The following is a 24,538-nucleotide window of genomic DNA, read 5'->3' as shown; positions in this document are numbered from 1 at the left end:
CCTGTTGTTTTTGTATCTAAACTCAATTTCATAATTATTGATCTATTTCAACTCTTTTCGTCTTTTAACTCTATTGAGTAACAGATGGATTATATTTTTGATTAAAAAATAACCACTAATGTTTCATTTATTAACATCCTGCCTTTTTAGGCATTTTTTTGTATACCCTGAATAAAACATGATCAAAAAAGAGGTAAAAACGTGCTTATTTTTCATGGAAAACCTGTTCATGGAGCTATCTTCGATATGGATGGGACAATGTTTGACACTGAGAGATTACGGTTTCAAACATTGCAACAGGCATCTCAAGAACTCATTGGGCAGGAGTTTTCTCACGAATATTTAATGCAATGTTTAGGTTTAAGTGCAACTACTGCTGAGCAATTAGCTCAACGGTTATATGGGGTAAATATTCCCTATAAAGAAATTAGAAAAAAAGCTGATGAGATGGAACTCGAACATATTCGAAAACACGGCGTGCCTATCAAAAAAGGTTTAGTTCAGGTTTTAGAACGTTTACGAAAATCGGGTTTAAGAATGGCCGTTGCGACTTCAAGCCGTAGGGCAATTGCCGAAGAATATTTAATTAATGCGAATGTTTATAAATTTTTTGATGTGATTACCTGTGGTGATGAAGTAGAGCAAGGAAAGCCGCATCCAGAAATTTTTTTAAAAGCTGCTAGTCAACTTCACTTGGACGCTGACCAGTGTCTTATGTTTGAAGATTCTGAAAATGGTTTAACTTCAGCTCACACTTCAAAAGGTTTAACGATTTTATTAAAAGATATTAAAGAACCAAATGACGAAATGTTGGAAAAAGCACATTTTTATTATGATCAGATGTATGACTTTTTAACCGATCTCGACCAATTTATCCCTGTTATGGATATGCCAGAGATACAAGAACCTTTTCCACAAAGCCTAAATCAACTGACAGTGGGAATACATGGTTTCGGCGCTATTGGCGGTGGTTATATAGCACAGATCTTGTCACATTGGGATGGCTACACAAAACCAAAACGTATTATTGCTTCTACACGAAATAGTCTTTTCCGCGAAGCAGTGAATGCATTTGGAACTTATAGTATTCGCTATGGGCAATTTTCTTATGATGAACGTATTGAGAATATGAGTATTGTTGATTCTGAAAATGAACAACAAATGTTGGAGATGTATACCCATTCATGTTTGATCGCACTTTGTTTACCCGAACAGGCCATCGAAGTTGAAGCAAAAATAATTGCAAAAGGGCTATATGCACGTTTTAACTCACCACATGAAGCATGCATTGAACCTCTAACTATTCTAATTATTTTAAATAAAGTCGGTGCGAAATATTTGGTTATGAAGCATCTTAGAGAAGCTCTACTAGAGTTAACCAATGATGAAGACGTAACTGAGCATATTTTAAAAGAACATTACTTTTGCGACACCGTTGTAAACCGTATGGTTTCAAAACTATCTAATCAAAATTTATATCGCCAACTTCGTATTAAGCATAATTTTCTTGAACAGCATTTAGAAGATGTGGAACACGAGGAACAAATCGAACTCGAAGATTGCAATAAACTGACTCAAGATCAGCAAAACCAGGCATCTTTATATGTTGATAACATGCGCCGTAATTTCCAACCAGGTCATATATTACAAAGCATGGACCTAATTCTGTTTCATAGCGAAACGGATATGCCAATTTATATTGAAAAAGGGAGCCCTTTACTCGAAAAGTTGCGTCAAGTTGTCTTGGTTAATCAGATTACTGATATCCAATTAATCAAAAACCGTCTATGGAACGGCGTACATGCCATGCTTGCTTGGTATGCATCTTTGCTGGGTTATGATTCTATTGGCGTCGCAATGGGAGATCATTCAGTTAAAGCATTTGCAGAGAATTTAATTAGGGAAGTAAAGCAAGGGCTTGCAATTGTATTACCTAACTATGCAAAAGATTTGGATCGCATGGCACAAAGCTTTCTAGACTCATGTGAATATGCATTTAAAGACCCTTGTCAACGAGTGGCGAGAGATCCACTACGAAAATTAACTCATAATGAAAGAGTAATTGCATCAATTGAGGTGAATATAGGTCATGATTTGCCTTATAAAAACCTATTAAAAGGCGCTGCTTTAGGTTATGCCTATGCGATTCAATTTTTAGAAATTGAAGAAGCTGATGCAATTAAACATTTACAACAGCAAATTCAGAAATTGGAAATGAGTATTGCCCAAAAAAGACAACTTGAAGTTGAATTAACGCAATTAGTTGAATATTTATTTTCTGAACAAGGTAAACAGCCTTTAAACATGAATACTACCAACTCAAAGAAAGCGCCTACTCAATATGCCTAAATTCTTTTAATTATGCTCTACAACTGAAAGGCAAACATGCTTTAATACAAAAATTGAATGATTTTGAATTAAAGCTGTGTTGCTAAAACCCTCGACGTTCATGATGCCAACATCTATACGGGATTATCCCGAATGGCATCTTGGACGGCAAAATTATGCATTGTGGTATTTAGAAATTAATGATCAAAAAATAGTTGATTATTTAGATGCCTTGCGCGCGCATTTTTCAGAATTCTTATTAGAACCTAATAGTCGTCAATATCATATCACGCTGTTTATATGTGGATTTTTAGACCACGAAACCAGAGTCTATAGTGATGACTTCAGTTTGAGTGAATTTGAGCAGCAAAGAGAAATCTTAAAAAAAGAAGATTTTGCTCCGTTTTATTTAAAAATTGGTTCAATCGATAGCTTTAGTAGTGCTCTATTTGTAGAAATAGGAGACACCGAAAATATCTTATTTCAGATACGCCAAAAGTTAGGTTTAGTTTCTAATGAAATTGCGGCTTTAGATTATTGCCCGCACATTACATTAGGTTTGTATAAGAAAGACTATAGTAGTAATTTGATTTTACGAAAAATTTCTCAATTACCTGTACAATATAAACAGGCTGAATTTGACCTTAAAGTTGAGCATTTAACGTTTGGTTATTATCAAGCTCAAATTTTACAAGGTCAGCTGTATCCGTATCAGCATTTGTTTTTAGGTGATTCATGTTGCAATTGATTTTAGGTGGTGCCCGTTCTGGCAAAAGCCGACTGGCTGAACAAACGGCAATAAATACGCAATTAGCTGTCACTTATGTTGCAACAGCGCAAGCGCTAGATTTTGAAATGCAAAGCAGAATAGCCCATCATCAAAATCAGCGTCCTTCTCACTGGTCTTTGGTTGAAGAACCTTTATATTTAGCAAAAACTCTGCAAAAAATTGATCGACCTAATCAAATTATTCTTGTGGATTGTTTAACACTTTGGCTAACCAATTTATTACTTTTAGAAGATCAAAGTGTTCAACAACTTGAGTGTGAGCAACTATTAAAAGTTTTACCCACGCTTCAGTCAGAAATTATTTTAGTAAGTAATGAAACGGGTTTAGGCGTTGTGCCACTTGGTGAAATTAGCCGCCGTTTTGTCGATGGAGCAGGAAGGCTACATCAAGCTTTAGGGCAAATTGCAGATAAGGTTGTGTTTTGTGTAGCTGGTTTTCCAATGATTTTAAAAGGTGAGAAATAAAATGAACTGGTGGTTAGAGTCTGTACAGCAGCCGAATTTGGATGCAAAACAACAAGCAGAGCAACATCAACTCCAACTCACCAAACCTACTGGTGCCTTAGGTGATTTAGAACTGATAGCAGTTAAACTTGCTAGTTTGCAATCAAATGCGCATCCACAAGTTAACCATCCATGGATTACAGTTTTTGCTGGCGACCATGGCGTGGTTGAAGAAAATATCTCTGCATATCCTCAAGCCGTAACTCGTCAAATGCTGCAAAACTTCACGACTGGTGGTGCAGCAATTAGTGTCATTGCCAAATATCATCAAGCTCATTTGCAGGTCATTGATTGCGGTACAGTCGGTGAAGCATACGAATACGCGGGCGTTGAACGTCATTGTATTCGTGCTGGTACAGCAAATTTTGCCAAACAAGCCGCAATGAATGCAGATGAATCTCGTGCCGCTTTAGAGTTAGGTAAAAACAGTGTAGATACTGCTAAAGTTGAAGGCGCTGATATTTATATTGCGGGTGAAATGGGGATTGGAAATACCTGTTCTGCCTCTGCTTTAGCATGTCTTTTATTAAATGATACTGCCGAGCAATTAACCGGAGTCGGTACAGGAATTGGTGCAGATCAGTTAAGACATAAAATTGAAGTAATTGAAAAGGCAATTGAACTTCATCATAAACATGTTATTGGCGATGCGTTCAAAACACTGTGTGCAGTTGGTGGATTGGAAATCGCGGCAATTACAGGTGCTTATATCCGCTGTGCGCAGGTGGGCTTACCTATCATTGTGGATGGTTTTATTAGTTCGGTCGCTGCTTTATGCGCAGTGCGGATGAACCCTAAAGTACGTGATTGGATGCTTTTTGGGCATCAATCGGCAGAATATGGCCACCAACGTATTTTACAAGAACTCAATGCTGAGCCAATTTTAAAAATGAATTTACGTTTAGGTGAAGGTAGTGGTGCTGGCGCTGCTTTGGCATTAGTTAAAATGGCATGTGTATTACACAACCAAATGGCTACCTTTGCTCAAGCTGCCGTAAGCGGGGATAAAATTGGGTAAATTTAGAATTGATTTACTTAGACATGGCGAAAGTCAATATAGCCATACTTTACGTGGTCATTTAGATGATGAGTTAACTGCTAAAGGTTGGCAGCAAATGCAGTCAACCATTGAGCAAGTGGCTAATCAGCCATGGGATGTCATTATAAGTTCACCATTAAAACGTTGCGCTTATTTTGCTGAGCAACTTGCTAAAACAACTGGACTCCCTTTACTTCTAAATCATGACTTAAAAGAAATGTATTTTGGTGATTGGGAAGGCGTCTCAACTCAGCAAATTTATGAAACCTCACCCGAATTACTGGCAAACTTTTGGCAAAAACCAACTCAATATTGTCCACCTCGCGCAGAAACATTAAACCAGTTTCAAACGAGGGTTCTTAAAGGTTTTCAGAATTTGCTGGAGCATAAGCAAAAACAAAATTTAGAGCATGCACTGGTTATAACTCATGGCGGTGTAATTAAGCTATTGGCTTGCTTAGCCAGACAACAGCCTTTAGACGATTTACTTAAAATGCCGGCAGAACTTGGGAAATTATATTCTCTTGAATTTTCTGAAGCAGATGGACAGTTAACTTTTATATTTAGATAGTAGTTTTATATTCTTATACACTTGTAAGTTATTATTTTTATAAAGATATTTAAGTCTATGTAATAGAACTGTCATTGCTAAAAACTAAGCTATTGGCATTTCTTATTAATCACACATCTGACTTATGAATATTTTATTTAAAACGACTGTGCTTGCAGCATCACTATTACTCGTTGCGTGTAACGATAATGATGATCAAGAAGCTCAAACTGCACCATCGACAAACTCATCAAAATATTATCAAACGAAAACACCTTATCAACCTCAACAAGAAATAAAAAATTATGAACAAGCACCAAATGGATTCCAGCCAGTTTTTACAGAGCTAGTGGCGCGTCACGGTTCGAGAGGTTTATCAAGTCTGAAATATGATTTGGCACTTTATAATTTATGGAAACAGGCAAAATCAGAAAATGCCTTAACACCTTTAGGTGAGCAATTAGGTGCTGATTTAGAAGCCATGATGAAGGCAAATATCTTATTAGGTTATGGCGTGGAAGGGATCCGCCAGTACGGTTATGGAAACGAAACCATGACTGGTATCTTAGAACACCGTGGCATTGCAGATCGTTTATTACAACGCTTACCAACTCTTTTAAATTCCCAAGCCTCTATATTGGTACAAAGTTCTGGGGTGGATCGTGCGGTAGATAGTGCTAAATTTTTCACTGCTGAACTTATAAAACAACAACCGCAACTGAAAGATAAAATTGTTCCATTGTCTTATACCAATTTATCAAGTGAAAGCGGGCCGAGTGTTGAAGATGGCGGCGTTGATCGTTTCAAACTCTATTTTCATAGTTTGAATGCAGACGAAGACTTAGCTCAACCCCTGAGTGCTAGCCAACAAAAAATTTATGATGCTAGTCAGGTCTATCAAGATTTTGAAGAAAATAATAAAGATTTAGCCCAAAAATTAGATGAGTTATCAAAAAATACTCAGGCTGAAAAAACAGCTCAAACAGTGCTCAGCCCGATTTTTAAAGTAGACTTTATTAAAAAACTGGGTACAACAGGTTATAGTTTTAGCAACACCGGATCTTTCACGGTAACCTCACCTAAAGGTGAGCAAATTACAGAAAAAGGTAAGGGTAAAAATACAATTGCCAGTTCAGTTGATGCGGCAGCTTATATTTATGAGCTCTATTCAATTTCTGGTGGCATGAAAGGTGAGTTAAAAGGTGTCGATTTTGATAAATATATGCCGTTAGATGCTGCGAAATTCTACGCTGAATTTAATGATGCAAACGATTTTTACGAAAAAGGTCCAAGTTTTACAGAGTCAAATCAAGTCACAAGTGAAATTGCTCAAGGACTTAAACAGGATCTGTTCCAACAAGTTGACGCCGTGGTGAATAAAGCTCAGCCTTACAAAGCAGTTTTACGGTTTGCCCATGCTGAAATTATTATTCCTCTGGCAACTAGCTTAGATTTACATAATATGATGCAGCCGTTACCACTACGCCAGACTTATAATTACTCAACAAGTGCATGGCGTGGTGAAGTAGTTTCACCTATGGCGGCAAATGTACAGTGGGATATTTACCAAAATAGCCAAGGCAATACTTTGGTAAAAATGCTTTATAACGAAAAAGAAACTTTGTTCAAATCTGCATGTAACTATGCACGTTATACACCAACTAGTTTTTACTACGACTACATCAAATTGAAACAGTGCTATCAAATGCAATAGTTTTTCAGTTTTTGACGTCTTTAATGGGAATAGGGATTGCTATTCCCATTTTTATTTCTTCATAATTCAATTTGTTTTTAAATATAGACCAGTTAGAGACTTGGATATGACACCTTTTTGGATTGCATTGCAATTTTTAACTGTTCTGCCTATTGAGCTAACGACAATGCCGACGGCGCAACAAAATGGTCGAGCTATTTTGTTCTATCCGCTGGTTGGGCTGATTATTGGCGGTATTCTTTTTCTTATCTCGTGTCTTTTAGTTAAATTACCCGTTCTTTTGCTTGCAGCTATCATACTCACTTTATGGATTTGGCTAACAGGTGGGCTGCATTTAGATGGACTAGCAGATACCGCCGATGCGTGGGTAGGTGGTTTTGGAGACAAACTACGTACTTTACAAATCATGAAGGATCCAAGTTGTGGCCCAATTGGAGTCCTCAGCTTAGTTATCATATGTTTGCTCAAATTTGCACTGATTTATGTGTTGATTGAACAGCATCAATCGTTATTTTTAGTCTTTATTCCTATCCTTGGACGTATTGTGCCATCTATTTTGTTTTTAACTACACCCTATGTCCGTGAAAAAGGTTTAGGGCGTTCGTTGACTGATCATTTACCCAAAACAGCCTCATGGATAATAGCTGGGTTAGTGCTGCTATTGGCTTTATATTGGGAATGGCAAGGACTTATTGCCATCATTAGTTTTTTAATCAGTCTTGTTTACTTAAGACATGTATTTATAAAAACAATTGGTGGTATTACAGGGGATACTGTCGGTGCAGCGATTGAGCTAAGTGAAACCGTGCTGCTTTTTGCTTTTGTTGTGAGTTATTTTTATTTAGTTTGATTTTGAATTTCACCCAAAAATAAAAAAGCCCTCAAGAATGAGAGCTTAATTTTCAATCTTAAAAAGATGAATTAGCGATTTGGTAAAACTTCTTTTAAAGCTTCATGCATTTCAAGCAATGTCTTCTCGGTAGTTTCCCAGTCAATACAGCCATCAGTTACTGATTTACCATATTCTAAATCACAAAGATTTTCAGGAATATCTTGGCGACCACCTTTTAAGTGACTTTCAACCATAATACCGACGATTGACTTATTACCATCTAAAATTTGTTCAGTAATATTTTTAAGAACAAGCGGTTGTAAGTATGGGTCTTTATTTGAGTTGGCATGACTCGCATCGATCATGATTTTGTTGCTAACTTTAGCTTTTGCTAAAGCATTTTCTGCTTCAGCAACTGAGCCTGCGTCATAGTTTGGTTTGCCATTACCACCACGTAATACAACGTGTGCATAAGGGTTACCACTGGTATTGATAATTGAAACTTGGCCATCTTCATTTAGGCCTAAGAAACTATGGCCATATTTAACAGACTGCATCGCATTGGTTGCAACAGTTAAACCACCATCTGTACCATTTTTAAAACCGACTGGTGAAGATAGACCAGAAGACATTTCACGGTGAGTTTGACTTTCGGTTGTACGTGCACCAATCGCAGACCATGAAATTAAGTCTTGATAGTACTGTGGTGAGTTAGGGTCGAGTGCTTCAGTTGCGCATGGTAAACCTTTTTCATTTAATTCAAGCAACAGCTTACGACCAATACGTAAACCTTTTTCGATGTTAAATGAGTCATTCATATCTGGGTCATTAATTAGACCTTTCCAACCAATTGTCGTACGTGGTTTTTCAAAATAAACACGCATAACTAGATATAGAGTATCTTTAACCTTTTCGCTTAGCGCTTTTAAGCGATCAGCATATTCGTGAGCAGCTTTTGGATCATGAATAGAGCAAGGACCGATAACGACAAACAGACGCTTATCTGAACCATCTAAAATATTACGAATAGTTTCGCGGCCTTTTAGAACAGTTTGTGAAGCAACATCAGATAAAGGAAGTTCTGACTTAAGCTCATTTGGAGTTACAAGAGTTTGAATGCTTTTAATATTAACGTCGTCGATATCTGGCTTTGAAACGGAATTTAAATGTGTAGTCATTGCTGTCACTGGTTCGATCATACTAAAGGTTGTTTTGTGTACTGAATATACCATGAAATAATTATGAAAATACTACATCGCATGGTATTTCAGTTTGGAAAAATCCTATTGATTTTACTATCTTTCAGTTGAGTTGCCTGTTTTTTCGGCAACTGCTGTTTGTTGTTGTATCACAGGTGCTTTCGGTTTTGCTTTGACTGGATGAACCATAAAGTTAACGCCGAGGGCAAATAGGGTAATCCCTAAAATTTTTCGGATTAAACGTTCAGGCATACGAGAGCTAATTAATGTGCCAATAATAATTGCCGGAATTGAACCCACCAATAACCACATAAGAAGGGTAAAGTCGACGTTACCAGCACTCATGTGTCCCAGGCCAGCCACTAAGGTAAGTAATACCGCATGTACGACATCCGATCCAATAATTCGGATCATTGGCAAGTTCGGGAACATGATGACGAGTGCCATGATGCCAAATGCACCCGCACCAACTGATGAAAGGGTTACGAATATACCTAAAATGATACCCATCACCACGATAAAGCTACGTTTCTTATGGATTGCCAACTGCTCATTTTCAGTTTGGGTGACTTCTTTAGTTCTGAATTTATTAAAGAATTTCTCAATACGCGTGCGGAAAATGATGGAAACACCAGTTAAGGTCAACATAAAGCCTAATACCATAGTTAATACAGCTTTATAGTGGGTTGACTGACTTAAATAGTGCTCAAGTACCCATGAAGTACCGAAAGATGCAGGAATACTACCTACAGCCAACCATAAAACAATTGGCCAGACAATATTGAGCTTTCGAGCGTGAACCATTGATCCACAAAATTTTGAGATTGCGGCATAAAGTAAATCGGTACCAATCGCGATATGTGGTTCAATTCTAAAAAGACTAATTAAAATTGGCGTCATTAATGATCCACCACCAACTCCTGTAATCCCTACACAGAAACCAACTAACATACCCGCTAAGATAAATTCAAAAGCACCAGACATCTTTATCGCCACTTATCACGAAACGCAGATATCTTATTCCTTTTAGAGATAAACAGTTGTCATGAATAATGATTTACTTATGCAAAAAAAAGCTAAGCAACGAAAATTTTGCTTAGCTTGTACTATTTTTCATCATTTTTTTTAGAAAATGATTATTTTGGTGACTTTAGTGGGTTAATTAAAAGTATAAAAAGAAAAGTTAATGGCGTTGCAAAGATCCACCAACTGACAAAACCAATTGAAAATTTATATTGTTGAATAAGAATAAATGCACATAAACCAAATAATATGAATGCAGCTATTTTAAAGTGTCGGTAATACTTTTGAGCCAACGATTTGAAACGACCTGTTGATTTCGATGACCTATATTTCTCGCTCGCCATAAATAGCAAATACATTCCTAATAGAATCAAGATGAAAGCTATAAAAATCATGAGCTCACCTCAGTATTTAATTTATTTAGTTTTTTTTGAATCTTTTCTATAGCTTTATGCTGAATAGGTTGAATTTTGAAGAATATAAAAATTGCTAAAGTTGCAAAGATCCACAAAAAGATATCTACACGTGCAAATGTCCAATAATCACTGAGGCTTTGGACATACTCATGTTTAAGTAAATAACTTAGGTTTAAGATGGGAAGTGCAATACTGAGCATAATAAAAACGCAAAGTTGAGTTCGCCACAAATGCTGTTTTTTAGTGATTAATGCAATGATTAAGCTGATGAGCCAAACCAAGAAAAAGCTATAAACTTCATAATTGATCGTGGTTGAAGTGACTTTAAATAACCGATTAGCGCTTAGGTAGGCTACAGTTGCACAAGGTAATCCAACAAACGCTGCAACATTCAATCGGTCAACTAAATAGTGCCCGAAATGAAACTTACTATTCTTATTTTGAATTTGACGTTTAAGACTCCAAAGTAACAAACCAGAGGCAATCATTACACAGCCTAAAATGCCTGAGAAAAAGAATCCTAAACGAAGCAAAGGCTGAGCAAATGTCGCCATATGTAACCCATAGACACCCGCATTTAACGTTGCAATAGGACTATTATTACGTGTATCTGCCAAGACTTTGCCAGTTGAAGCATTTAATGTAATTTGAGGCTGATTTCGAGTAATGGTGCGGTCTTCTTTTTGAATAAATGTAATTTGAGCTTGATTGGTATTTGGATTTTTTACACTCATTATTGATAAAGGTTGGTTACCCCAACTTTGTTGAACTTGGTTTAATAACTTATCAATAGCTAAGTTTTGAGCAGGCTGAATCGATTGATTCTCAAGTCCAGTCTTTGTGCGAATCTCAGTAAAATACTGATAAGGGTTTTGTGGGTAAATCTTTTGCATTCCCCAAGGCAGATATAAATAAAAGAAGATAGCTAAGCCTGTAAACGTAATGGTTAAAAAGAAGGGTAGTGCAACCACTGAAGAAATATTATGAAAGTCTAACCATGAACGCTGAGACTTAAATGTACGTAAAGTAAAAAAGTCGGTGAATATTTTTTTATGGGTAATAATGCCTGAAATCAAAGCAATCAGCATAATAAATGCGGCAAGGCATACGACTAATCGCCCAACTATTATTGGAATTCCAAAAAGTTGGTAATGGAAGCGATAAAAGAAGTCACCGCCTAAGGTCGCCGAAAGTTGAAGCTCTTTTCCCGTGGTAGTATCAAGTGTGGCATTGCCATAACCGCCGTCAGCTTTTTCCCAATACATGATGTTGACGGGACTTTCTGGTGTAGCCACAGTTAAATACCAAGATTTGGCGTCTGGAGCGTTTTCTTGTAAATATTGATATGCTGTTTTAATAGCAATATCTTGCTTTACCTCATATTGCGCAAGTGCTGGTTGCATCCATAAATTAATTTCATGACGGTAATAAGATAGGCTACCCATTAAGAAAATGGCAAACACGAGCCATCCAAAAATTAAGCCAGTCCATGAGTGGAGCCATGCCATAGATTGACGTATACCTTTATGCATAACCCACCATACGTGTCACAAAAAAGAAAAGGGCGCACAAAACAATTGATAGCCCAGTGAGTTTCAAAAGTGATTGAACGCAGAAACCAACAATCACAAAGATGACGTAAAATAGAATTGCTATAAATGCTGAAAGATAGATAGCCTCAGCTTTGTCCAGATTCAAAAGGAAAATTCCAGTGAGTCCAAGACTTAAATACGCCATACAGGCAAAGCCCATACCGAAAACTAGCAAAAATCGATAGAAAACTTTTATACGATATGACATAGGGAGATTTACAGTTTTGGGCATCTTGACTGACACATACACAAAGAATAATAAGTAAAGCCAATCCCTAAATTGGGATTGGCTACGATATTAATATTTAAACTTTACAGCAACTGTATAGTTGGCTGGAGCTCCATAGTAACCTTGACCACCAGATAAGCCTGTCAAATATTTTTCATTAGTTAGATTGTTTCCATTCACTTGGAACAGTACATGTTCATTTAAATCATAACTGGCCATAACGTTAAGCAATGCATACGCATCCTGTTTTACAGTTGAGTAAGAGGTATCATGTATATCATCTTGCCACTTAATGCTTGCACCAACTTTTAACTTTGGAATCTGTGGAACAGTATAAGATGCCAAAACGTTAAGCGTTTGAGTCGGGATATTAGGTCTACCTCTTTCACCCGTTTCCATATTTTTTAGACTAAATGTTGAAAAACCAAAAACCAAATCTAAGTTATCAGTTAATTTTCCAGTTAATCCTACCTCAACACCTTGCGATCTAATCGTTCCGATTGGAGATGAGTATTTGTTATAAAGCGGATCCCATAATGGGTTTAGTGCAAAATTATCTTCATCTGTTCTAAAGATGGCGATATTTCCTGTTAAAGCCCCATCTAACCAAGCGCTTTTTACACCTAATTCATAGCTTTCACCCTCTACTGGTACAGCTGTTTGTTTAGTAGAAAGATCAATAACAGTTTGTGGTCTAAAAATAGAGGTATAACTCATATAACCTGTATATTCAGGAGTAAAGTTATATGTAATACCTGCATATGGAGAAACTTTATTCTTTTTATATTCTAAAGTGTCGATTTCAGTGTAGTTGGCACCTAAGATAAATTTAAGATCCTCACCTAAATGAAGACGAGTCGCACCGTAAACGGACTTCATGGTTCTTTCTTCTGGGTCTGCATAGGTAAAGTCTCCCCAAGTCGGTTCTTCAGGAGTCCAGCTTGGTAAGTCTGTGGTAATAACACCTAAACTACTGCCATACGAATAAACACTTTGAGCACTATATTTTGACCAGTTATAACCAATATTTGCTTCGTGTTGCTGTCCTAATAAATTAAAAGTACCTTGAATGTCTGCATTAGCAGTAGTTTCTTTAAATTTCTGATTATAAATTTCTGGATATAGTGAAATACCAGACGTATTGTCAGTAGCAGAAGGAAAACCACTGAGATAAAGCATTTTATCTTTAACATCTGATTTCTTAAGGTTATAGCCTAATCTTAACTTCCAGTCTCCCCATAATTTTTGTTCAATATTGGCGAAATAATTATCTATTTCCCAATCGTAGTATGTCCATGATGGTGCATAATTATAGTTACGAGAATAACTTAGTGGTTCACCTTTGGAGTTAACCAAGGGTAGAGCACCCCATTGAGAACCATTAGCGTATTGACGAGTTTTCGAATATCCTGCTGAAACATTTGTAGTGTCTGTAACGTCAGCTTCTAAAATTCCTTGAAATCCATTTTTTTCTTCTGAATAGCGGTCTAGATAAGAATCTCCTACTTTCTCATAACCTACAAGACGTCCTCGTACTCGTCCATCTTGTGTAAGAGAACCAGAGATATCCGCTTCATAACGTTGTGTATCCCATGAACCATAGCTCACCCCAGCATTTGCTTGAAATTCTTTGGTAGGACGTTTACGGATATAGTTAATTGTAGCACCAGGATCTCCCAGAGCATTTGTTAAGGCATCAGCACCTTTGACAATTTCAACACGATCATAGAAATAACTGTCTGCATCACTATTGTTATAATTATAGCTGTCAACTTGAGGGATACCGATTCCATCAACCAAAATATTTGAAATATCAAAACCACGAGCCGTATAAGTTGTTCGGTTGGTTTCTAATCCGGTTACAGTTACACCTGGTGTATTACTTAAAATATCTCGGGTACTGGTAAGTCCAAAATCTTCAATTTGCTGACGAGTAACGACGTTAATGGTTTGAGGAGTTTCTTTAGCCTCAATATTAAGCTTGGTTGCGCTACTCGAGTTTTTAACATTATATGCTTTAGTTTGTTCAGAAGACTGCTCAGCATTTGATGCTTTAACTTGAATCGTCTGTAAAGCTTGTACCTCTGAGTCTTGAGCATAAGAGAGGTTCGCATAACAAATCGCGCAGGCGATTACGGTAAGCTTAAATGGTCGAGGTGGGATATTCATAAGATTAAAGATAATGTAAATAATTCTCATTTATTTTATTGTTTGTAAATGTAAGCTACAATTCAAATTGCATTGTTAATTTAGATTAAAAGATGGTGAATGAGTGTAATTTTAGATAGCTTGTGCTGTAGCTGCTCTTGGTAAGCACATATAGATCAAGTTCAAGATTAATAAACCTCTATGCTAGAATGCATTATTTCAAATTCTTGGGTAAATCACCTTGGCAAACCGAAAACTTAAAATAGGCATTGTAGTTGGGGAAGTTTCTGGAGATACGCTTGGTGTGAAACTTATGCGTAGTTTTCGAGAACAGGGGATCGATGCTGAATTTGAGGGAATCGGTGGTCCTCAAATGATTGCTGAAGGTTTTAACAGTTATTACCCGATGGAAACTCTATCTGTGATGGGGATTGTTGAGGTATTAAAAGATTTAAAAAAATTATTCGCCGTGCGGGATGGTCTAATTAACCAATGGACTCAAAATCCAGTTGATATTTTTATTGGTATTGATGCACCAGACTTTAACCTTAGACTTTCGAAAAGTATTAAAGAAAAGAGTCTTCCAATCAAAACTGTTCAATATGTGAGTCCTTCAGTTTGGGCGTGGCGCCAAGGGCGTGTTCATGGAATTAAGCAGAGCATAGATTTAGTACTTTGCTTATTTCCGTTTGAAAAAGTTTTTTATGAACGATATGAAGTTCCAGCAGCATTTGTAGGCCATCCATTAGCTAAACAATTGCCACTTGAGAACCCACTTCAAATTGCCAAACAACAATTAGGTCTTAATGAAAATCAGAAGTATATTGCTTTGTTGCCGGGTAGCCGCAAAGGTGAAGTAGAGCGACTCCTTCCTATGTTGTTGGGTGCTGCTAATATTTTGCATGACAAACATCCTGACATTCAATTTTTAATTCCAGCAATTAATGATGCTCGTAAACAACAGATTGAGCAGGGTGTTGAACAATTAGCGCCTAATTTGAAAACTGTAATTCATATTTTAGAAAATACTGATAGTGAATCTAAAGTTGGCCGTATGGTCATGAATGCGAGTGACATTATCGCTTTAGCATCTGGAACGGCGACATTAGAAGCAATGTTAATGCATCGACCAATGGTCACTTTCTATAAGTTGCATTGGTTAACTTACTTAATTGCTAAATTCTTGGTAAAAATTCCTTATTACTCTTTGCCTAATATTATTGCGGGTAAGAAAGTTATTGAGGAGCTGATTCAAGCTGATGCAACACCTGAAAATTTAGCAGCTGAAATAGAAAAATTGATGAATGTGGAAACTGCTCAAATTCAAGTAATGCAACATTTAACTATGCATAAACAGCTTATTTCTGGAAATACAGAAGATCCGGTTCAAGTCATCCTAAATGTGCTTGAAAAATAAAAAAAGGCATTCTTATGAATGCCTTTTCTATTTATGCACGTACGATGAGCTCGTAGCCCGTATATTTACGAATGTTGATGACACCAATATCAAAAATTAAATATTGGCCTTTAATACCTTGTAATACACCGCGAATTTTTGGTGTTTTATCCAAGTTTAGAGACTTAATTTTTTCAGGATATTGTTCAACTGGGTATACAAACTCACGTGGCAATTCATTTTCTAGTAGTTCAACCGTTTCGTTAAATTCAAGGTTTTGACTGAACTCCTCACGAATAGTTTGAATTTTAGGGGCGAACTCCTCGATTAATTGATCACGTTGTTCAACCATATTTAAAGGTTCAGCTTCACCCTTGAGGAGTTTGCGCCAATCTGTTTTATCAGCAATTAAAGAACCAAACATGGTTTCAAGCTGACCAGATAAACGGCGTGATCCAACTTTTAAAATAGGTAAGGCTTGAGTTGCACCTTGGTCTAACCAACGACCCGGCATATGACTAACACGAGTAATACCCACTTTTAAAGCACTTGAATTTGCCAAATATACAATATGTGGTTGGAAACAAACACTATGGGCAAAGTCATCTTCACGACATGTACCTAAATGATAGTGACATGTTTCAGGCTTCATAATACACAAGTCACATTCCGCTTTAGTTTTAAAACATTTAAAGCAGTGACCTTGAGAATAAGATTTCGGTGTTTTAGTGCCACATGAAGTGCAATAAATATTACCTGTCCATTCGATTTCTAGTTCTTGTCCTAAATTAAAAGGAAGATCAATTTCTGAACGGTCTAATACAAATTTGTATTCAACATTTGCCTTGGTTGTCTGTTGATCAGTTACACTAGCATCTTTTAGGCCTGCATGCATTTTATGGCAAATGCCTTGTAGTTCCATAAAGTTTAAACTCACATCTTTCAATTAAGGGTTGCAGTTATGGCTGAACAAAATGTCATCACTTCTATGCTAGACGATTTATCAAACGAACAGCCCATTCATACTGCACTTTGTATTGGCCAGAAAATTGACCAGAATAACGCAATTCAATGGCACTATTTTACCGTAACTGAGCTTTTAAGTCTGCCTTTTACTCAGCGTTATGATTTGGGTTTTGTATTGTTCGATACTGATGAAATGCAGAACATCAGCGATGTGCAAAAATCACAATTATTAGTAAAGCTAAGAGATTTATTAGCGAAACGAATTGTAGTGGTAAGTAAACGCAGTGATGAGCAGTTATTACGTTCTTTAGGTTTTACTCAACTTATTGATAAAACTTCACATGATAGTGATTTTGCTTTATGGCAATTTAATATTTTGACCTATAAGCATGTACCAGACTGGTTTAATTCAAAATTTTGGGCAAATCCGGAAAACTGGAATAAATTCCGTTGGTAAAAGACCTTTCAATCTCTTTCAAAATTTAACAATTTGATTTTTGCTGTCTTAACAAAAAAACGCGTATGCTCATATATAAACCATACATAAGAGTTACTCATGACAAATTTAAGCAATATTGTAGAAGTTTTGGCTAAGCAAGCTTTAGGTGGGAATCAACAAGCGTCAGGTCAAGGTGGTTTAGGTGGAATTTTAGGTTCAGTACTCGGACAAATGGGTGGTAATACTTCATCTGGTACCCAAGGTGGTCTTGGGGGCGTACTAGGTTCTGTATTAGGGCAAGTGACTGGCAATAACAACACACCTCAAGCAGGTGGCGGTGTACAAAGTTTATTAATTGCAGTTGTGCCTTTAATCTTAGGTTGGGTGCAGCAACAAGGTGGTTTACAGGCTGCATTAGAAAAGTTGAAAGGTGCGGGTTTAGGAAGCCAGGTTCAAAGCTGGGTTGATCCAAATCAAAGTAATAGCGAAGTTCCGACTCAGCAATTACAGAGTTTATTTAATCCAGCCGACATTGAACAAGTTGCTGAGCAAGCCCAAGCGCCAAAAGAGCAAGTTTACGGTGCAATTGCTTCAGTCTTACCTCAGGTCATTGATTCATTAATACCTCAAGGTGACAGTACTGATCATCAAGAAGCAAACCAAGATATTCAAAACGTTATGAATCTTGTAAGTGGTTTCTTAAAATAAGATATAAATTCTTTAAAAGCCGATATTTTTATATCGGCTATTTTATTGTGCCAACAAAATAAAAGGGCATAAGCCCTTTTATTTTAGATCTGGAGCAAACATAACTAATTAGAAGTTATATTCGATACCCGTACCTACAACAGTTTGTTTGTCGTCGTCGTTCAACCAGTCACGTTTTTGTTGAGCAACGATACCGTAGAAGCGAGCTTGTTTATTGATTTGGTAATCAAGACCTAAACCGTATAAGTCAATTTTACGATCTTGTTTACCGCTTACTTGTGTTTCAGCAGAAGCGTATTCTGCTTTCACTTTAAGTTTAGTGTTTGGAATTTTATAAGCAGCTGTTACTGCATATGCTTCTTCTTCTAAACCTTTGTAGTTTGTATAGGTATCTGTAGTTTTATCAACACCATCTACACGCGTAGTTTTTGACGTTTTATAAGCAGTCAAGTCATCAGTAGGTTCAGCATGTTGCCATAAAGCGCCAATTACAAAACCAGATTTAGCAATGTCATAAGAACCAGTTACACGGTAAGCATCTGTATAGACATCTTTTAGACCGTAAGCTGCATATTTACCTTTAATACCAAAGTCACCAGCAGCAGCAATTGCTAAACCGATATCTTTGTTTTCGTAACCAAGCGAAGTTGATACAGAGTCGAAGCTATCATTTTTGCTGTCTTTACCAGTTTCACCTTGTTTGCTATCAGAGGTGCTTTCACCAGTTTGAGCCATGATATTGAATGTTAAACCAGCTAATAATTTAGGGTCTAATTCAAAACCAATCACGTTGTCTAAACGGTTTTCACCGTACATGATATTAGTAATATCTAAACGTGTATCGTCATTAAAGATGTCTTGGTTACCACCAGCAGCAGTTTTGAAGTAAGAATCATACTTACCGACTTTTAAAGTACCAACACCTTCAGTTTTTAATCCAATAAAACGGTTACGCGCGCTAAGGTCAGTATCAGAACCCGAACCATCAGTAGAAATTGCCCACTCAGCTAAATAAACAGCAGATAATTTGTCAGTTAATTTCTCTTCGCCTTTGACCCCAATACGAGAAGAGTTTGAGTTAATTTCGGTAACGTCACTTTTTCCATCGAAATTTTTATTATCAACTTGGTTAACAGAAACATTTAGTTTGCCATACAAAGTTGGCGCTGCTTGCACCGCGTTTATGCTCAAAGTTGCAACTGCGGCAGCGAGTAGCAATTTCTTCATTGAGATTTCTCCAAAAGGTATTTAAAAAGGGCGTATGCCTAGCTAACTATTTATTTTGTAGTTGACTTATGTACAAAAAGTTACAAAAGCTCACCAACTTGCTAAGCAGTATCGGTAAATTTTGTGACAGAGAAGTGAAGAATAAATGACAGTTTTATGACGCTTAAAATTTAGAAATAAATTAGTTTTTTAATTTTTTATATTTCTTAAAACGAAAAAAAGCGGAGTCTAAACTCCGCTTTAATAATTGAAAAATCAAAGAGCTGCTTTAATTTTTTCCGCTAATTCTTTAATTTTTTCTTGATCACCTAACTCTACAGCATGGCGTCCAAGTTGATGCACATTTGTTGGAATAAGGTGAAAATGAACATGTGGAACAGTTTGCCCCGCCGCTGCTCCAGAAAGTTGCATTAAGACAATACCTTCTAAATTGAGCGCCTTTTCCATTGCCTTGGCAATTTTTTGGACAATTTGTATAGTATATGCCGCTGCTTCAGGAGGTAAATCTAAGAGTGTTACAGCTGGTGTTTTTGGAATAACTAATGTATGACCATCGGTTTGAGGCATAATATCCATAAAAGCTAGAACTTGATCATCTTCATAGACTTTTATCGCAGGAAGTTCTCCACGTAAAATTTTTGCGAAGATATTTTGATCATCATATGCCATGTATTATTCCTTTAAAATTATTTACATTTCAATTCTTTCTGACGTTCTTTAATAGCGTCAAGACGTTGTTGCTCTTTGTCAGAAAACTTAGGTTTTGTCGTATGACAGTTTTCATTACCATATTTCTCTTTTGCATCAGGATCTTTAAAACAAAAGCCTTTTGATGCATAAATCAAATTGTAATCGTCTTGCAATTTTTGACATTCTTGCTCAGGTGTTGCAGCTTGTACGCCTAAACTAGCAATGCTCACCATGCCCGTAAAGACTGCAACCATAAATTTATTCATGAGCTTTTCCTCAGTTAAAGGTATGAACCTGTACTCAATATAAGGTTTATTGCCAAGATTTCAATGACTATTAATTACTCAAGTGTCATTTTGGTTTATAATTTGTTCAAAGAATAAATAAAATTATTAGATATCAATAACTTAAAAATATTAAATAAAAACATAAACTTAACTAAAAAATTATATGTTTTTCCAGAATCTAATGGTTGTTGAACGTCTTATAATCGCAAGTGATGAGCAAAAAGAATAATTAAATAGATCTTCTAACAAATCCCATAGATTGAATCCTGATCTTATCCTTAAATTTTTGTTGAGCGTTCGGTCAGCCATTTCGCTAGTTGGGGCCAGAACTCCAGCGCACTTGCCTGACTCGACATGAGACCCAAATGTCCGCCAGGTATAAGCGTAAATGTAACATCTTGGCTACTTGTCAACTCACTTAATGGAGAAGCAGCGTCAGCAGTTACCAACTGATCATTACGGCCAGCACCAACCAAGAGAGAGCAATCTATATTTTTTAATTCAATTTTCTGATCTTTTAGCTGAATAAAGCCATGTTTTAACGGGTTCTGTAGCCACACATTGAACAACATGTCCTGATTAATTCCACCAGGGTAATCAATCATATTATTTAAAAAGTTACTGAGGGTGGCATGCTCTTGTACAAATTGCAGGTCGTCAAGATTTTTTAGTAGTTGAACATGGCCATCAAACCAACCTTTAGGATCAAGAATTTTGAAACCTAGTGAATTTAAAATTCCCGGAGTATGAATCAAACGTTTTGGTAATCCACCATAAATACGGTTCTGAATTTTTTTATTGCGACCAATAACATGATTCATGGTTCGATAGAGCTTGCCAATATAGCCAGAGGTATAACTGTCTATTGGGCTACCAAGTACGATAAGATTTTTAACATGATTAGGTTGATTGAGAGCGGTATATAAAGTAACGAATATACCAGCCATGCTCCATCCATGTAGCGAGATTTGTTCACTTCCTGAATGTACTCGAACAAGTTCTATTGCTTTAGGAATAAAATCTTTAATAAATGATAAGAAGTTAAGATGTCTATCTTTAAACTTTAAACGGCCCCAATCTACCAAATAGACATCGAAACCAGCATTTTGGAAGTATTTGATAAGAGAACGATAAGGGTATAAATCATAGATCGCCATATTAATAGCTAAAGGAGCCACAAATACTAAAGGTTCTTTAAATTGTTTTTGAGTAGCTGCGTAGTAACGAATACGGGTTTGATTGAACTCACCAATCATTTCAAATGGGGTGCTTTGTGACAATACTAATGTTTGAGGGTGAAATAGTCGGGTAGAGAGGTGCTTGATTTTACTTTGTTCAGAGACAAGGGACTTTAAGCGTTTCATCTTGCTTTTACCAACTATTTACTAAAGTTGAATAAAGTCTAAGCGATAATTTTAAGGTTTACCTTGACCTTAAATACCCTAGACACTCAAAATGATGATAGTTTTTTAGTACATGACCAGTAAAGGCGAACATTTAATGAACCAGTCTGATGATTTAGAATACCAACTTGATACTTTAGCCATTCGTACCGGACATACTCGTAGTTTTGAAGGTGAACATGGCGAACCGATTTTTTTGACTTCATCATTTGTATATGAAAATGCAGCTGAAGCTGCAGCAAAATTTTCTGGTCAGGTTCAAGGAAATATCTATTCTCGTTTTACTAATCCGACTGTATCGATGTTCGAAAAACGCTTAGCAGCTTTAGACGGCGCAGAGCGAGCTGTTGCAACAAGCTCGGGAATGGGCGCGATTTTGTCTGTTGCTATGGCATATTTAAAAGCTGGTGATCATGTTATTTGCTCAAGAGCAGTTTTTGGTTCAGTTGTTGCCTTATTTGAAAAATATATTTCCAAGTTTGGTGTAGATATTACATTTGTTGATTTATGTGATTTGGACGCATGGAAAAACGCTGTACGTCCCGAAACTAAACTTTTTTTTGTTGAGTCGCCGTCTAACCCTCTAGCGGAGATCGCAGATATTCAGGCGCTTGCAGATATTGCCCATGCAAATGGCGCATTACTTGCAGTTGATAACAGTTTCTGTACACCTGTTTTGCAGCAACCACTCAAGTTTGGTGCAGATCTTGTGATTTACTCTGCGACTAAATACTTAGATGGCCAAGGCCGTGCATTAGGCGGTGCTGTTGTTGGCAATCATCAGTTGTTAGAAGAAGTTTTTGGTGTGGTTCGTACGCTTGGACCATCAATGAGTCCGTTTAATGCATGGGTTTTTCTAAAAGGCTTAGAAACTTTACGCTTACGTATGAAAGCACACTGTGAGAGTGCTCAAATTCTTGCAGAATGGTTATCTACTCATGAAAAGGTAGAGAAAGTTTACTACGCTGGTTTACCTGCTCATGAAGGTCATGAACTTGCGGCTCAACAGCAAAATGGCTTTGGGGGTATTGTATCCTTCGTTGTTAAAGGTGAGCGTGAAGGTGCTTGGAAAGTTATTGATAATACTAAGTTTATTTCGATTACCGGTAACTTAGGTGATGTGAAGTCAACAATTACACATCCGGCAACTACAACACATGGTAAACTTTCTGTTGAAGCAAAAGAAGCCGTAGGTATTCAAGAAGGCTTAATTCGCGTATCTGTAGGTCTAGAAGATATTAATGACATCATTGGTGATATTTCACGTGGGTTAGATCTTATCTGATTATTTTAAAATTTTTGTCGAAACTATTTTAGTTGCTTAAAAGCCATCTCATGAGTTGAGGTGGTTTTTTATCTAAAGTTACTTAATTTTTACAATTGCAATAAAAAAACTACATTTTATTTAAATCGTAATGCCGAGCAAAGGTTATAAAGACTTTAAATCAAATTAAAATAAATGTGAGTTTTAAAATGCTTAAGCCTATTGCTATTGTTGTTGTGGTGGGGGTAGTTGGTGTCATTGGATACAAATTATTAACTAAACCTACTCTAAGCCCCGCATCAAATGAAACAACATTGTTAATCAGTAATGCGGAGAAATCAGTACAAGAAGCAGACGAGTCTATTGAAAAAGCGAATAACTCTTTCAAAAAAGTTCCTTTAAGCGAATATAAAACAATCAAAGAAGGTTTACAGGCTTCTCAATAATTCTCTAAAGCACTTAAATCCTAAAGAAATGGCAGTTAATTTTACTTTTGTCATGTATATGGCTGCGTCAAAATAGAGCTAGAGATACTGATAGAAAACATTACTTTATTGTGTCAGAATTACGGATTAATTTGAGTTCAATGTACTAGCCTACATAGATTTTGATCAATAAGGCTAGCTCAACGAGATTAAGTTTTTATAAAGTATTGGCAGAAATGAATAATACTTTAAAGATTTGATAGAGATACGGAGTAAGATTATGAATATCAATATGCTCATGCAGCAAGCGCAGCGCATGCAAAAAGATATGGAAACAAATATAAAAAAGGCTAAAGAAGAGCTTGCTCAAACTGAAGTTCAAGCAGAAGCTGGCGGTGGTTTGGTTAAAGTAACAATGACGGGCCGTTATATCGTAAAACGTATCGAAATTAATCCAGAATTACTTCAAGATGAACCAGACATGATTGAAGACTTAATTGCTGCTGCAGTAAATGACGCTGTGCGTCAAGCAGAGGTGATTTCTGAAGAAAAAATGCAAAAAGCAAATTCTGGTATGGGCTTGCCACCTGGCTTAGCGGGCATGTTCTAAGGAAATTCAGTGTTTAGTGATAGATTTGAACAACTCGTTCAAGCTTTACGTATATTGCCTAGCGTTGGTCCGAAATCGGCTCAACGTATGGCTTTACATCTTTTGATGAAAAATCGAGAAGGTGCATTTGCATTAGCTCATGCTCTACATGAAGCTTCAAGTTATATACATGAATGTAGTGTTTGTCATTCTCTGACTGAACATGAAATTTGTGATATTTGTGCCTCAACAGACAGAGATGATCAATTATTGTGTGTGGTTGAATCACCAGCAGATGTGATGGCGATTGAACAAAGCGGTAGCTTTCGTGGCAAATACCATGTTTTAGGTGGTCATCTTTCTCCATTAGATGGTATTGGACCTGAAGAAATTGGTATTCCTTATCTCATTCAGCGTTTAAGCCAAGGTAAGATTGAAGAAGTGATTTTGGCAACGAATGCAACTGTAGAAGGACAGGCAACGGCTCATTATTTGGTAGAGGCGACTAAGCACTTACCAATACAAATGACACGTATTGCTCAGGGCGTACCTCAGGGTGGTGAACTCGAGTATGTCGATAGCCATACCTTAAGTCAGGCAGTGCATAACCGTATGAGAATGAAATAAGCATTGCGATGCTTATTTCATTAATACAATATCAATTTAATTGAAAAACTTCTAAATTGAATTCAACTATTAAACATAAATATTATTTTGGTTTTATAATAGTAGAAAGTTTAAATAAAATATGAATATAAGCATGAAAAAGGTCTTATAAATT

Annotated in this window: 25 protein-coding genes and 1 pseudogene; 15 read left to right on the top strand and 11 right to left on the bottom strand. The window is 36.6% G+C overall.

Annotation, left to right across the window (positions count from 1 at the left end; genetic code table 11):
- The first annotated feature begins 201 nt into the window (after positions 1–201).
- The 7 genes from mtlD to cobS all read left to right on the top strand — a co-directional run bounded on the left by mtlD (position 202) and on the right by cobS (position 7,774).
- Positions 202–2,349, top strand: a complete 2,148-nt coding sequence (gene mtlD, locus SOI76_RS09640; RefSeq protein WP_205668409.1) for a bifunctional mannitol-1-phosphate dehydrogenase/phosphatase — start codon at positions 202–204, stop codon at positions 2,347–2,349.
- A gap of 100 nt (positions 2,350–2,449) precedes the next feature.
- On the top strand, positions 2,450–3,076 hold the full coding sequence (locus SOI76_RS09635; RefSeq protein WP_104079574.1) for a 2'-5' RNA ligase family protein: 627 nt from the start codon (positions 2,450–2,452) through the stop codon (positions 3,074–3,076).
- Complete coding sequence (cobU, locus tag SOI76_RS09630) at positions 3,064–3,582, top strand: bifunctional adenosylcobinamide kinase/adenosylcobinamide-phosphate guanylyltransferase (RefSeq protein ID WP_104079575.1); 519 nt, start codon at positions 3,064–3,066, stop codon at positions 3,580–3,582. Before SOI76_RS09635 ends, cobU begins: the two co-directional genes overlap by 13 nt.
- Position 3,583: 1 nt before the next feature.
- Positions 3,584–4,639, top strand: a complete 1,056-nt coding sequence (cobT, locus tag SOI76_RS09625; RefSeq protein WP_104079576.1) for a nicotinate-nucleotide--dimethylbenzimidazole phosphoribosyltransferase — start codon at positions 3,584–3,586, stop codon at positions 4,637–4,639.
- Positions 4,632–5,231, top strand: coding sequence for a histidine phosphatase family protein (gene cobC, locus SOI76_RS09620; RefSeq protein ID WP_104079577.1), 600 nt, complete (start codon positions 4,632–4,634; stop codon positions 5,229–5,231). The genes cobT and cobC overlap by 8 nt, the downstream gene beginning before the upstream one ends.
- Positions 5,232–5,355: 124 nt before the next feature.
- On the top strand, positions 5,356–6,924 hold the full coding sequence (locus tag SOI76_RS09615) for a histidine-type phosphatase (protein WP_104079578.1): 1,569 nt from the start codon (positions 5,356–5,358) through the stop codon (positions 6,922–6,924).
- Positions 6,925–7,030: 106 nt separating this feature from the next.
- Complete coding sequence (gene cobS, locus SOI76_RS09610; RefSeq protein WP_104079579.1) at positions 7,031–7,774, top strand: adenosylcobinamide-GDP ribazoletransferase; 744 nt, start codon at positions 7,031–7,033, stop codon at positions 7,772–7,774.
- Between the two features lie 71 nt (positions 7,775–7,845).
- Here cobS and SOI76_RS09605 read toward each other — a convergent pair whose 3' ends face one another.
- Entirely contained in the window at positions 7,846–8,955 is a 1,110-nt protein-coding gene (locus SOI76_RS09605) for a 3-deoxy-7-phosphoheptulonate synthase (protein WP_025470309.1), read from the bottom strand.
- Positions 8,956–9,051: 96 nt separating this feature from the next.
- The gene (locus SOI76_RS09600; protein ID WP_104079580.1) at positions 9,052–9,939 is read right to left on the bottom strand and encodes a sulfite exporter TauE/SafE family protein; all 888 of its coding nucleotides are present in this window, start codon (positions 9,937–9,939) and stop codon (positions 9,052–9,054) included.
- Between the two features lie 61 nt (positions 9,940–10,000).
- On the opposite strand from SOI76_RS09600, the pseudogene SOI76_RS09595 reads away from it, so the two are divergent.
- Positions 10,001–10,081 (top strand): annotated as a pseudogene (locus tag SOI76_RS09595) (hypothetical protein); the annotation flags it as partial.
- A 10-nt stretch (positions 10,082–10,091) separates the two neighbouring features.
- On the opposite strand, the gene SOI76_RS09590 reads toward SOI76_RS09595, so the two are convergent.
- The 4 genes from SOI76_RS09590 to SOI76_RS09575 form a co-directional block, all read right to left on the bottom strand.
- Positions 10,092–10,373, bottom strand: coding sequence for a DUF1634 domain-containing protein (locus tag SOI76_RS09590; RefSeq protein WP_104079582.1), 282 nt, complete (start codon positions 10,371–10,373; stop codon positions 10,092–10,094).
- Positions 10,370–11,926 carry a PepSY-associated TM helix domain-containing protein gene (locus tag SOI76_RS09585; RefSeq protein WP_205668410.1) on the bottom strand — a complete coding sequence of 519 codons (1,557 nt, stop codon included), beginning with the start codon at positions 11,924–11,926 and terminating at the stop codon, positions 10,370–10,372. The genes SOI76_RS09590 and SOI76_RS09585 overlap by 4 nt, the downstream gene beginning before the upstream one ends.
- Positions 11,919–12,218, bottom strand: coding sequence for a hypothetical protein (locus tag SOI76_RS09580; RefSeq protein WP_205668411.1), 300 nt, complete (start codon positions 12,216–12,218; stop codon positions 11,919–11,921). The genes SOI76_RS09585 and SOI76_RS09580 overlap by 8 nt, the downstream gene beginning before the upstream one ends.
- A gap of 66 nt (positions 12,219–12,284) precedes the next feature.
- Entirely contained in the window at positions 12,285–14,384 is a 2,100-nt protein-coding gene (locus SOI76_RS09575) for a TonB-dependent siderophore receptor (protein WP_104079583.1), read from the bottom strand.
- 220 nt (positions 14,385–14,604) lie between these two features.
- On the opposite strand from SOI76_RS09575, the gene lpxB reads away from it, so the two are divergent.
- Positions 14,605–15,780 (top strand): lipid-A-disaccharide synthase, encoded by a 1,176-nt coding sequence (gene lpxB, locus SOI76_RS09570; protein ID WP_104079584.1) that lies wholly within the window; start codon positions 14,605–14,607, stop codon positions 15,778–15,780.
- A 31-nt stretch (positions 15,781–15,811) separates the two neighbouring features.
- Here lpxB and SOI76_RS09565 read toward each other — a convergent pair whose 3' ends face one another.
- Positions 15,812–16,681, bottom strand: a complete 870-nt coding sequence (locus SOI76_RS09565; RefSeq protein ID WP_004708933.1) for a DUF2797 domain-containing protein — start codon at positions 16,679–16,681, stop codon at positions 15,812–15,814.
- A gap of 39 nt (positions 16,682–16,720) precedes the next feature.
- Between SOI76_RS09565 and SOI76_RS09560 the strand changes: the two genes are divergently transcribed.
- Together SOI76_RS09560 and SOI76_RS09555 are read left to right on the top strand one after the other, a co-directional pair.
- A complete protein-coding gene (locus SOI76_RS09560; protein WP_005069394.1) occupies positions 16,721–17,182 on the top strand; it encodes a DUF6231 family protein in 462 nt (153 codons plus the stop codon).
- A gap of 99 nt (positions 17,183–17,281) precedes the next feature.
- Positions 17,282–17,872 carry a YidB family protein gene (locus SOI76_RS09555; RefSeq protein ID WP_104079585.1) on the top strand — a complete coding sequence of 197 codons (591 nt, stop codon included), beginning with the start codon at positions 17,282–17,284 and terminating at the stop codon, positions 17,870–17,872.
- 108 nt (positions 17,873–17,980) lie between these two features.
- Here SOI76_RS09555 and porB read toward each other — a convergent pair whose 3' ends face one another.
- The 4 genes from porB to SOI76_RS09535 all read right to left on the bottom strand — a co-directional run bounded on the left by porB (position 17,981) and on the right by SOI76_RS09535 (position 21,440).
- On the bottom strand, positions 17,981–19,099 hold the full coding sequence (gene porB, locus SOI76_RS09550; RefSeq protein WP_104079586.1) for a porin: 1,119 nt from the start codon (positions 19,097–19,099) through the stop codon (positions 17,981–17,983).
- 255 nt (positions 19,100–19,354) lie between these two features.
- Positions 19,355–19,768 (bottom strand): HIT family protein, encoded by a 414-nt coding sequence (locus SOI76_RS09545; RefSeq protein ID WP_104079587.1) that lies wholly within the window; start codon positions 19,766–19,768, stop codon positions 19,355–19,357.
- A gap of 17 nt (positions 19,769–19,785) precedes the next feature.
- Positions 19,786–20,055 carry a YARHG domain-containing protein gene (locus SOI76_RS09540; protein WP_002122146.1) on the bottom strand — a complete coding sequence of 90 codons (270 nt, stop codon included), beginning with the start codon at positions 20,053–20,055 and terminating at the stop codon, positions 19,786–19,788.
- Between the two features lie 299 nt (positions 20,056–20,354).
- Positions 20,355–21,440, bottom strand: a complete 1,086-nt coding sequence (locus SOI76_RS09535) for an alpha/beta fold hydrolase (protein ID WP_104079588.1) — start codon at positions 21,438–21,440, stop codon at positions 20,355–20,357.
- Between the two features lie 136 nt (positions 21,441–21,576).
- Here SOI76_RS09535 and metZ point away from each other — a divergent pair, with 136 nt between their 5' ends.
- The 4 genes from metZ (at position 21,577) to recR (ending at position 24,384) form a co-directional block, all read left to right on the top strand.
- A complete protein-coding gene (gene metZ, locus SOI76_RS09530) occupies positions 21,577–22,764 on the top strand; it encodes an O-succinylhomoserine sulfhydrylase (protein WP_205668412.1) in 1,188 nt (395 codons plus the stop codon).
- Positions 22,765–22,952: 188 nt separating this feature from the next.
- Complete coding sequence (locus SOI76_RS09525; protein WP_057076188.1) at positions 22,953–23,189, top strand: hypothetical protein; 237 nt, start codon at positions 22,953–22,955, stop codon at positions 23,187–23,189.
- A 259-nt stretch (positions 23,190–23,448) separates the two neighbouring features.
- Positions 23,449–23,778: a YbaB/EbfC family nucleoid-associated protein gene (locus SOI76_RS09520; RefSeq protein ID WP_016141121.1), complete on the top strand. Its 330-nt coding sequence runs from the start codon at positions 23,449–23,451 to the stop codon at positions 23,776–23,778.
- A 9-nt stretch (positions 23,779–23,787) separates the two neighbouring features.
- The gene (gene recR, locus SOI76_RS09515) at positions 23,788–24,384 is read left to right on the top strand and encodes a recombination mediator RecR (RefSeq protein ID WP_032054989.1); all 597 of its coding nucleotides are present in this window, start codon (positions 23,788–23,790) and stop codon (positions 24,382–24,384) included.
- The last annotated feature ends 154 nt before the right edge of the window (positions 24,385–24,538 follow it).

Origin of the sequence: Acinetobacter pittii (genome assembly GCF_034064985.1) — a bacterium.
Lineage (GTDB): Bacteria > Pseudomonadota > Gammaproteobacteria > Pseudomonadales > Moraxellaceae > Acinetobacter > Acinetobacter pittii_H.
This window is presented reverse-complemented; position numbering and strand designations above follow the sequence as displayed.

Bases quoted from the DNA above. Each gene is read 5' to 3' on its own strand.
- cobU (WP_104079575.1), top strand. From the start codon at position 3,064: ATGTTGCAATTGATTTTAGGTGGTGCCCGTTCTGGCAAAAGCCGACTG.
- SOI76_RS09535 (WP_104079588.1), bottom strand. From the start codon at position 21,440: ATGAAACGCTTAAAGTCCCTTGTCTCTGAACAAAGTAAAATCAAGCAC.
- SOI76_RS09560 (WP_005069394.1), top strand. From the start codon at position 16,721: ATGGCTGAACAAAATGTCATCACTTCTATGCTAGACGATTTATCAAAC.
- SOI76_RS09575 (WP_104079583.1), bottom strand. From the start codon at position 14,384: ATGAATATCCCACCTCGACCATTTAAGCTTACCGTAATCGCCTGCGCG.
- metZ (WP_205668412.1), top strand. From the start codon at position 21,577: ATGAACCAGTCTGATGATTTAGAATACCAACTTGATACTTTAGCCATT.
- SOI76_RS09580 (WP_205668411.1), bottom strand. From the start codon at position 12,218: ATGCCCAAAACTGTAAATCTCCCTATGTCATATCGTATAAAAGTTTTC.
- porB (WP_104079586.1), bottom strand. From the start codon at position 19,099: ATGAAGAAATTGCTACTCGCTGCCGCAGTTGCAACTTTGAGCATAAAC.
- SOI76_RS09555 (WP_104079585.1), top strand. From the start codon at position 17,282: ATGACAAATTTAAGCAATATTGTAGAAGTTTTGGCTAAGCAAGCTTTA.
- SOI76_RS09615 (WP_104079578.1), top strand. From the start codon at position 5,356: ATGAATATTTTATTTAAAACGACTGTGCTTGCAGCATCACTATTACTC.
- SOI76_RS09605 (WP_025470309.1), bottom strand. From the start codon at position 8,955: ATGATCGAACCAGTGACAGCAATGACTACACATTTAAATTCCGTTTCA.
- SOI76_RS09635 (WP_104079574.1), top strand. From the start codon at position 2,450: ATGATGCCAACATCTATACGGGATTATCCCGAATGGCATCTTGGACGG.
- SOI76_RS09600 (WP_104079580.1), bottom strand. From the start codon at position 9,939: ATGTCTGGTGCTTTTGAATTTATCTTAGCGGGTATGTTAGTTGGTTTC.
- SOI76_RS09590 (WP_104079582.1), bottom strand. From the start codon at position 10,373: ATGATTTTTATAGCTTTCATCTTGATTCTATTAGGAATGTATTTGCTA.
- SOI76_RS09565 (WP_004708933.1), bottom strand. From the start codon at position 16,681: ATGGAACTACAAGGCATTTGCCATAAAATGCATGCAGGCCTAAAAGAT.
- SOI76_RS09540 (WP_002122146.1), bottom strand. From the start codon at position 20,055: ATGAATAAATTTATGGTTGCAGTCTTTACGGGCATGGTGAGCATTGCT.
- cobS (WP_104079579.1), top strand. From the start codon at position 7,031: ATGACACCTTTTTGGATTGCATTGCAATTTTTAACTGTTCTGCCTATT.
- cobT (WP_104079576.1), top strand. From the start codon at position 3,584: ATGAACTGGTGGTTAGAGTCTGTACAGCAGCCGAATTTGGATGCAAAA.
- SOI76_RS09520 (WP_016141121.1), top strand. From the start codon at position 23,449: ATGAATATCAATATGCTCATGCAGCAAGCGCAGCGCATGCAAAAAGAT.
- SOI76_RS09545 (WP_104079587.1), bottom strand. From the start codon at position 19,768: ATGGCATATGATGATCAAAATATCTTCGCAAAAATTTTACGTGGAGAA.
- SOI76_RS09525 (WP_057076188.1), top strand. From the start codon at position 22,953: ATGCTTAAGCCTATTGCTATTGTTGTTGTGGTGGGGGTAGTTGGTGTC.
- SOI76_RS09585 (WP_205668410.1), bottom strand. From the start codon at position 11,926: ATGCATAAAGGTATACGTCAATCTATGGCATGGCTCCACTCATGGACT.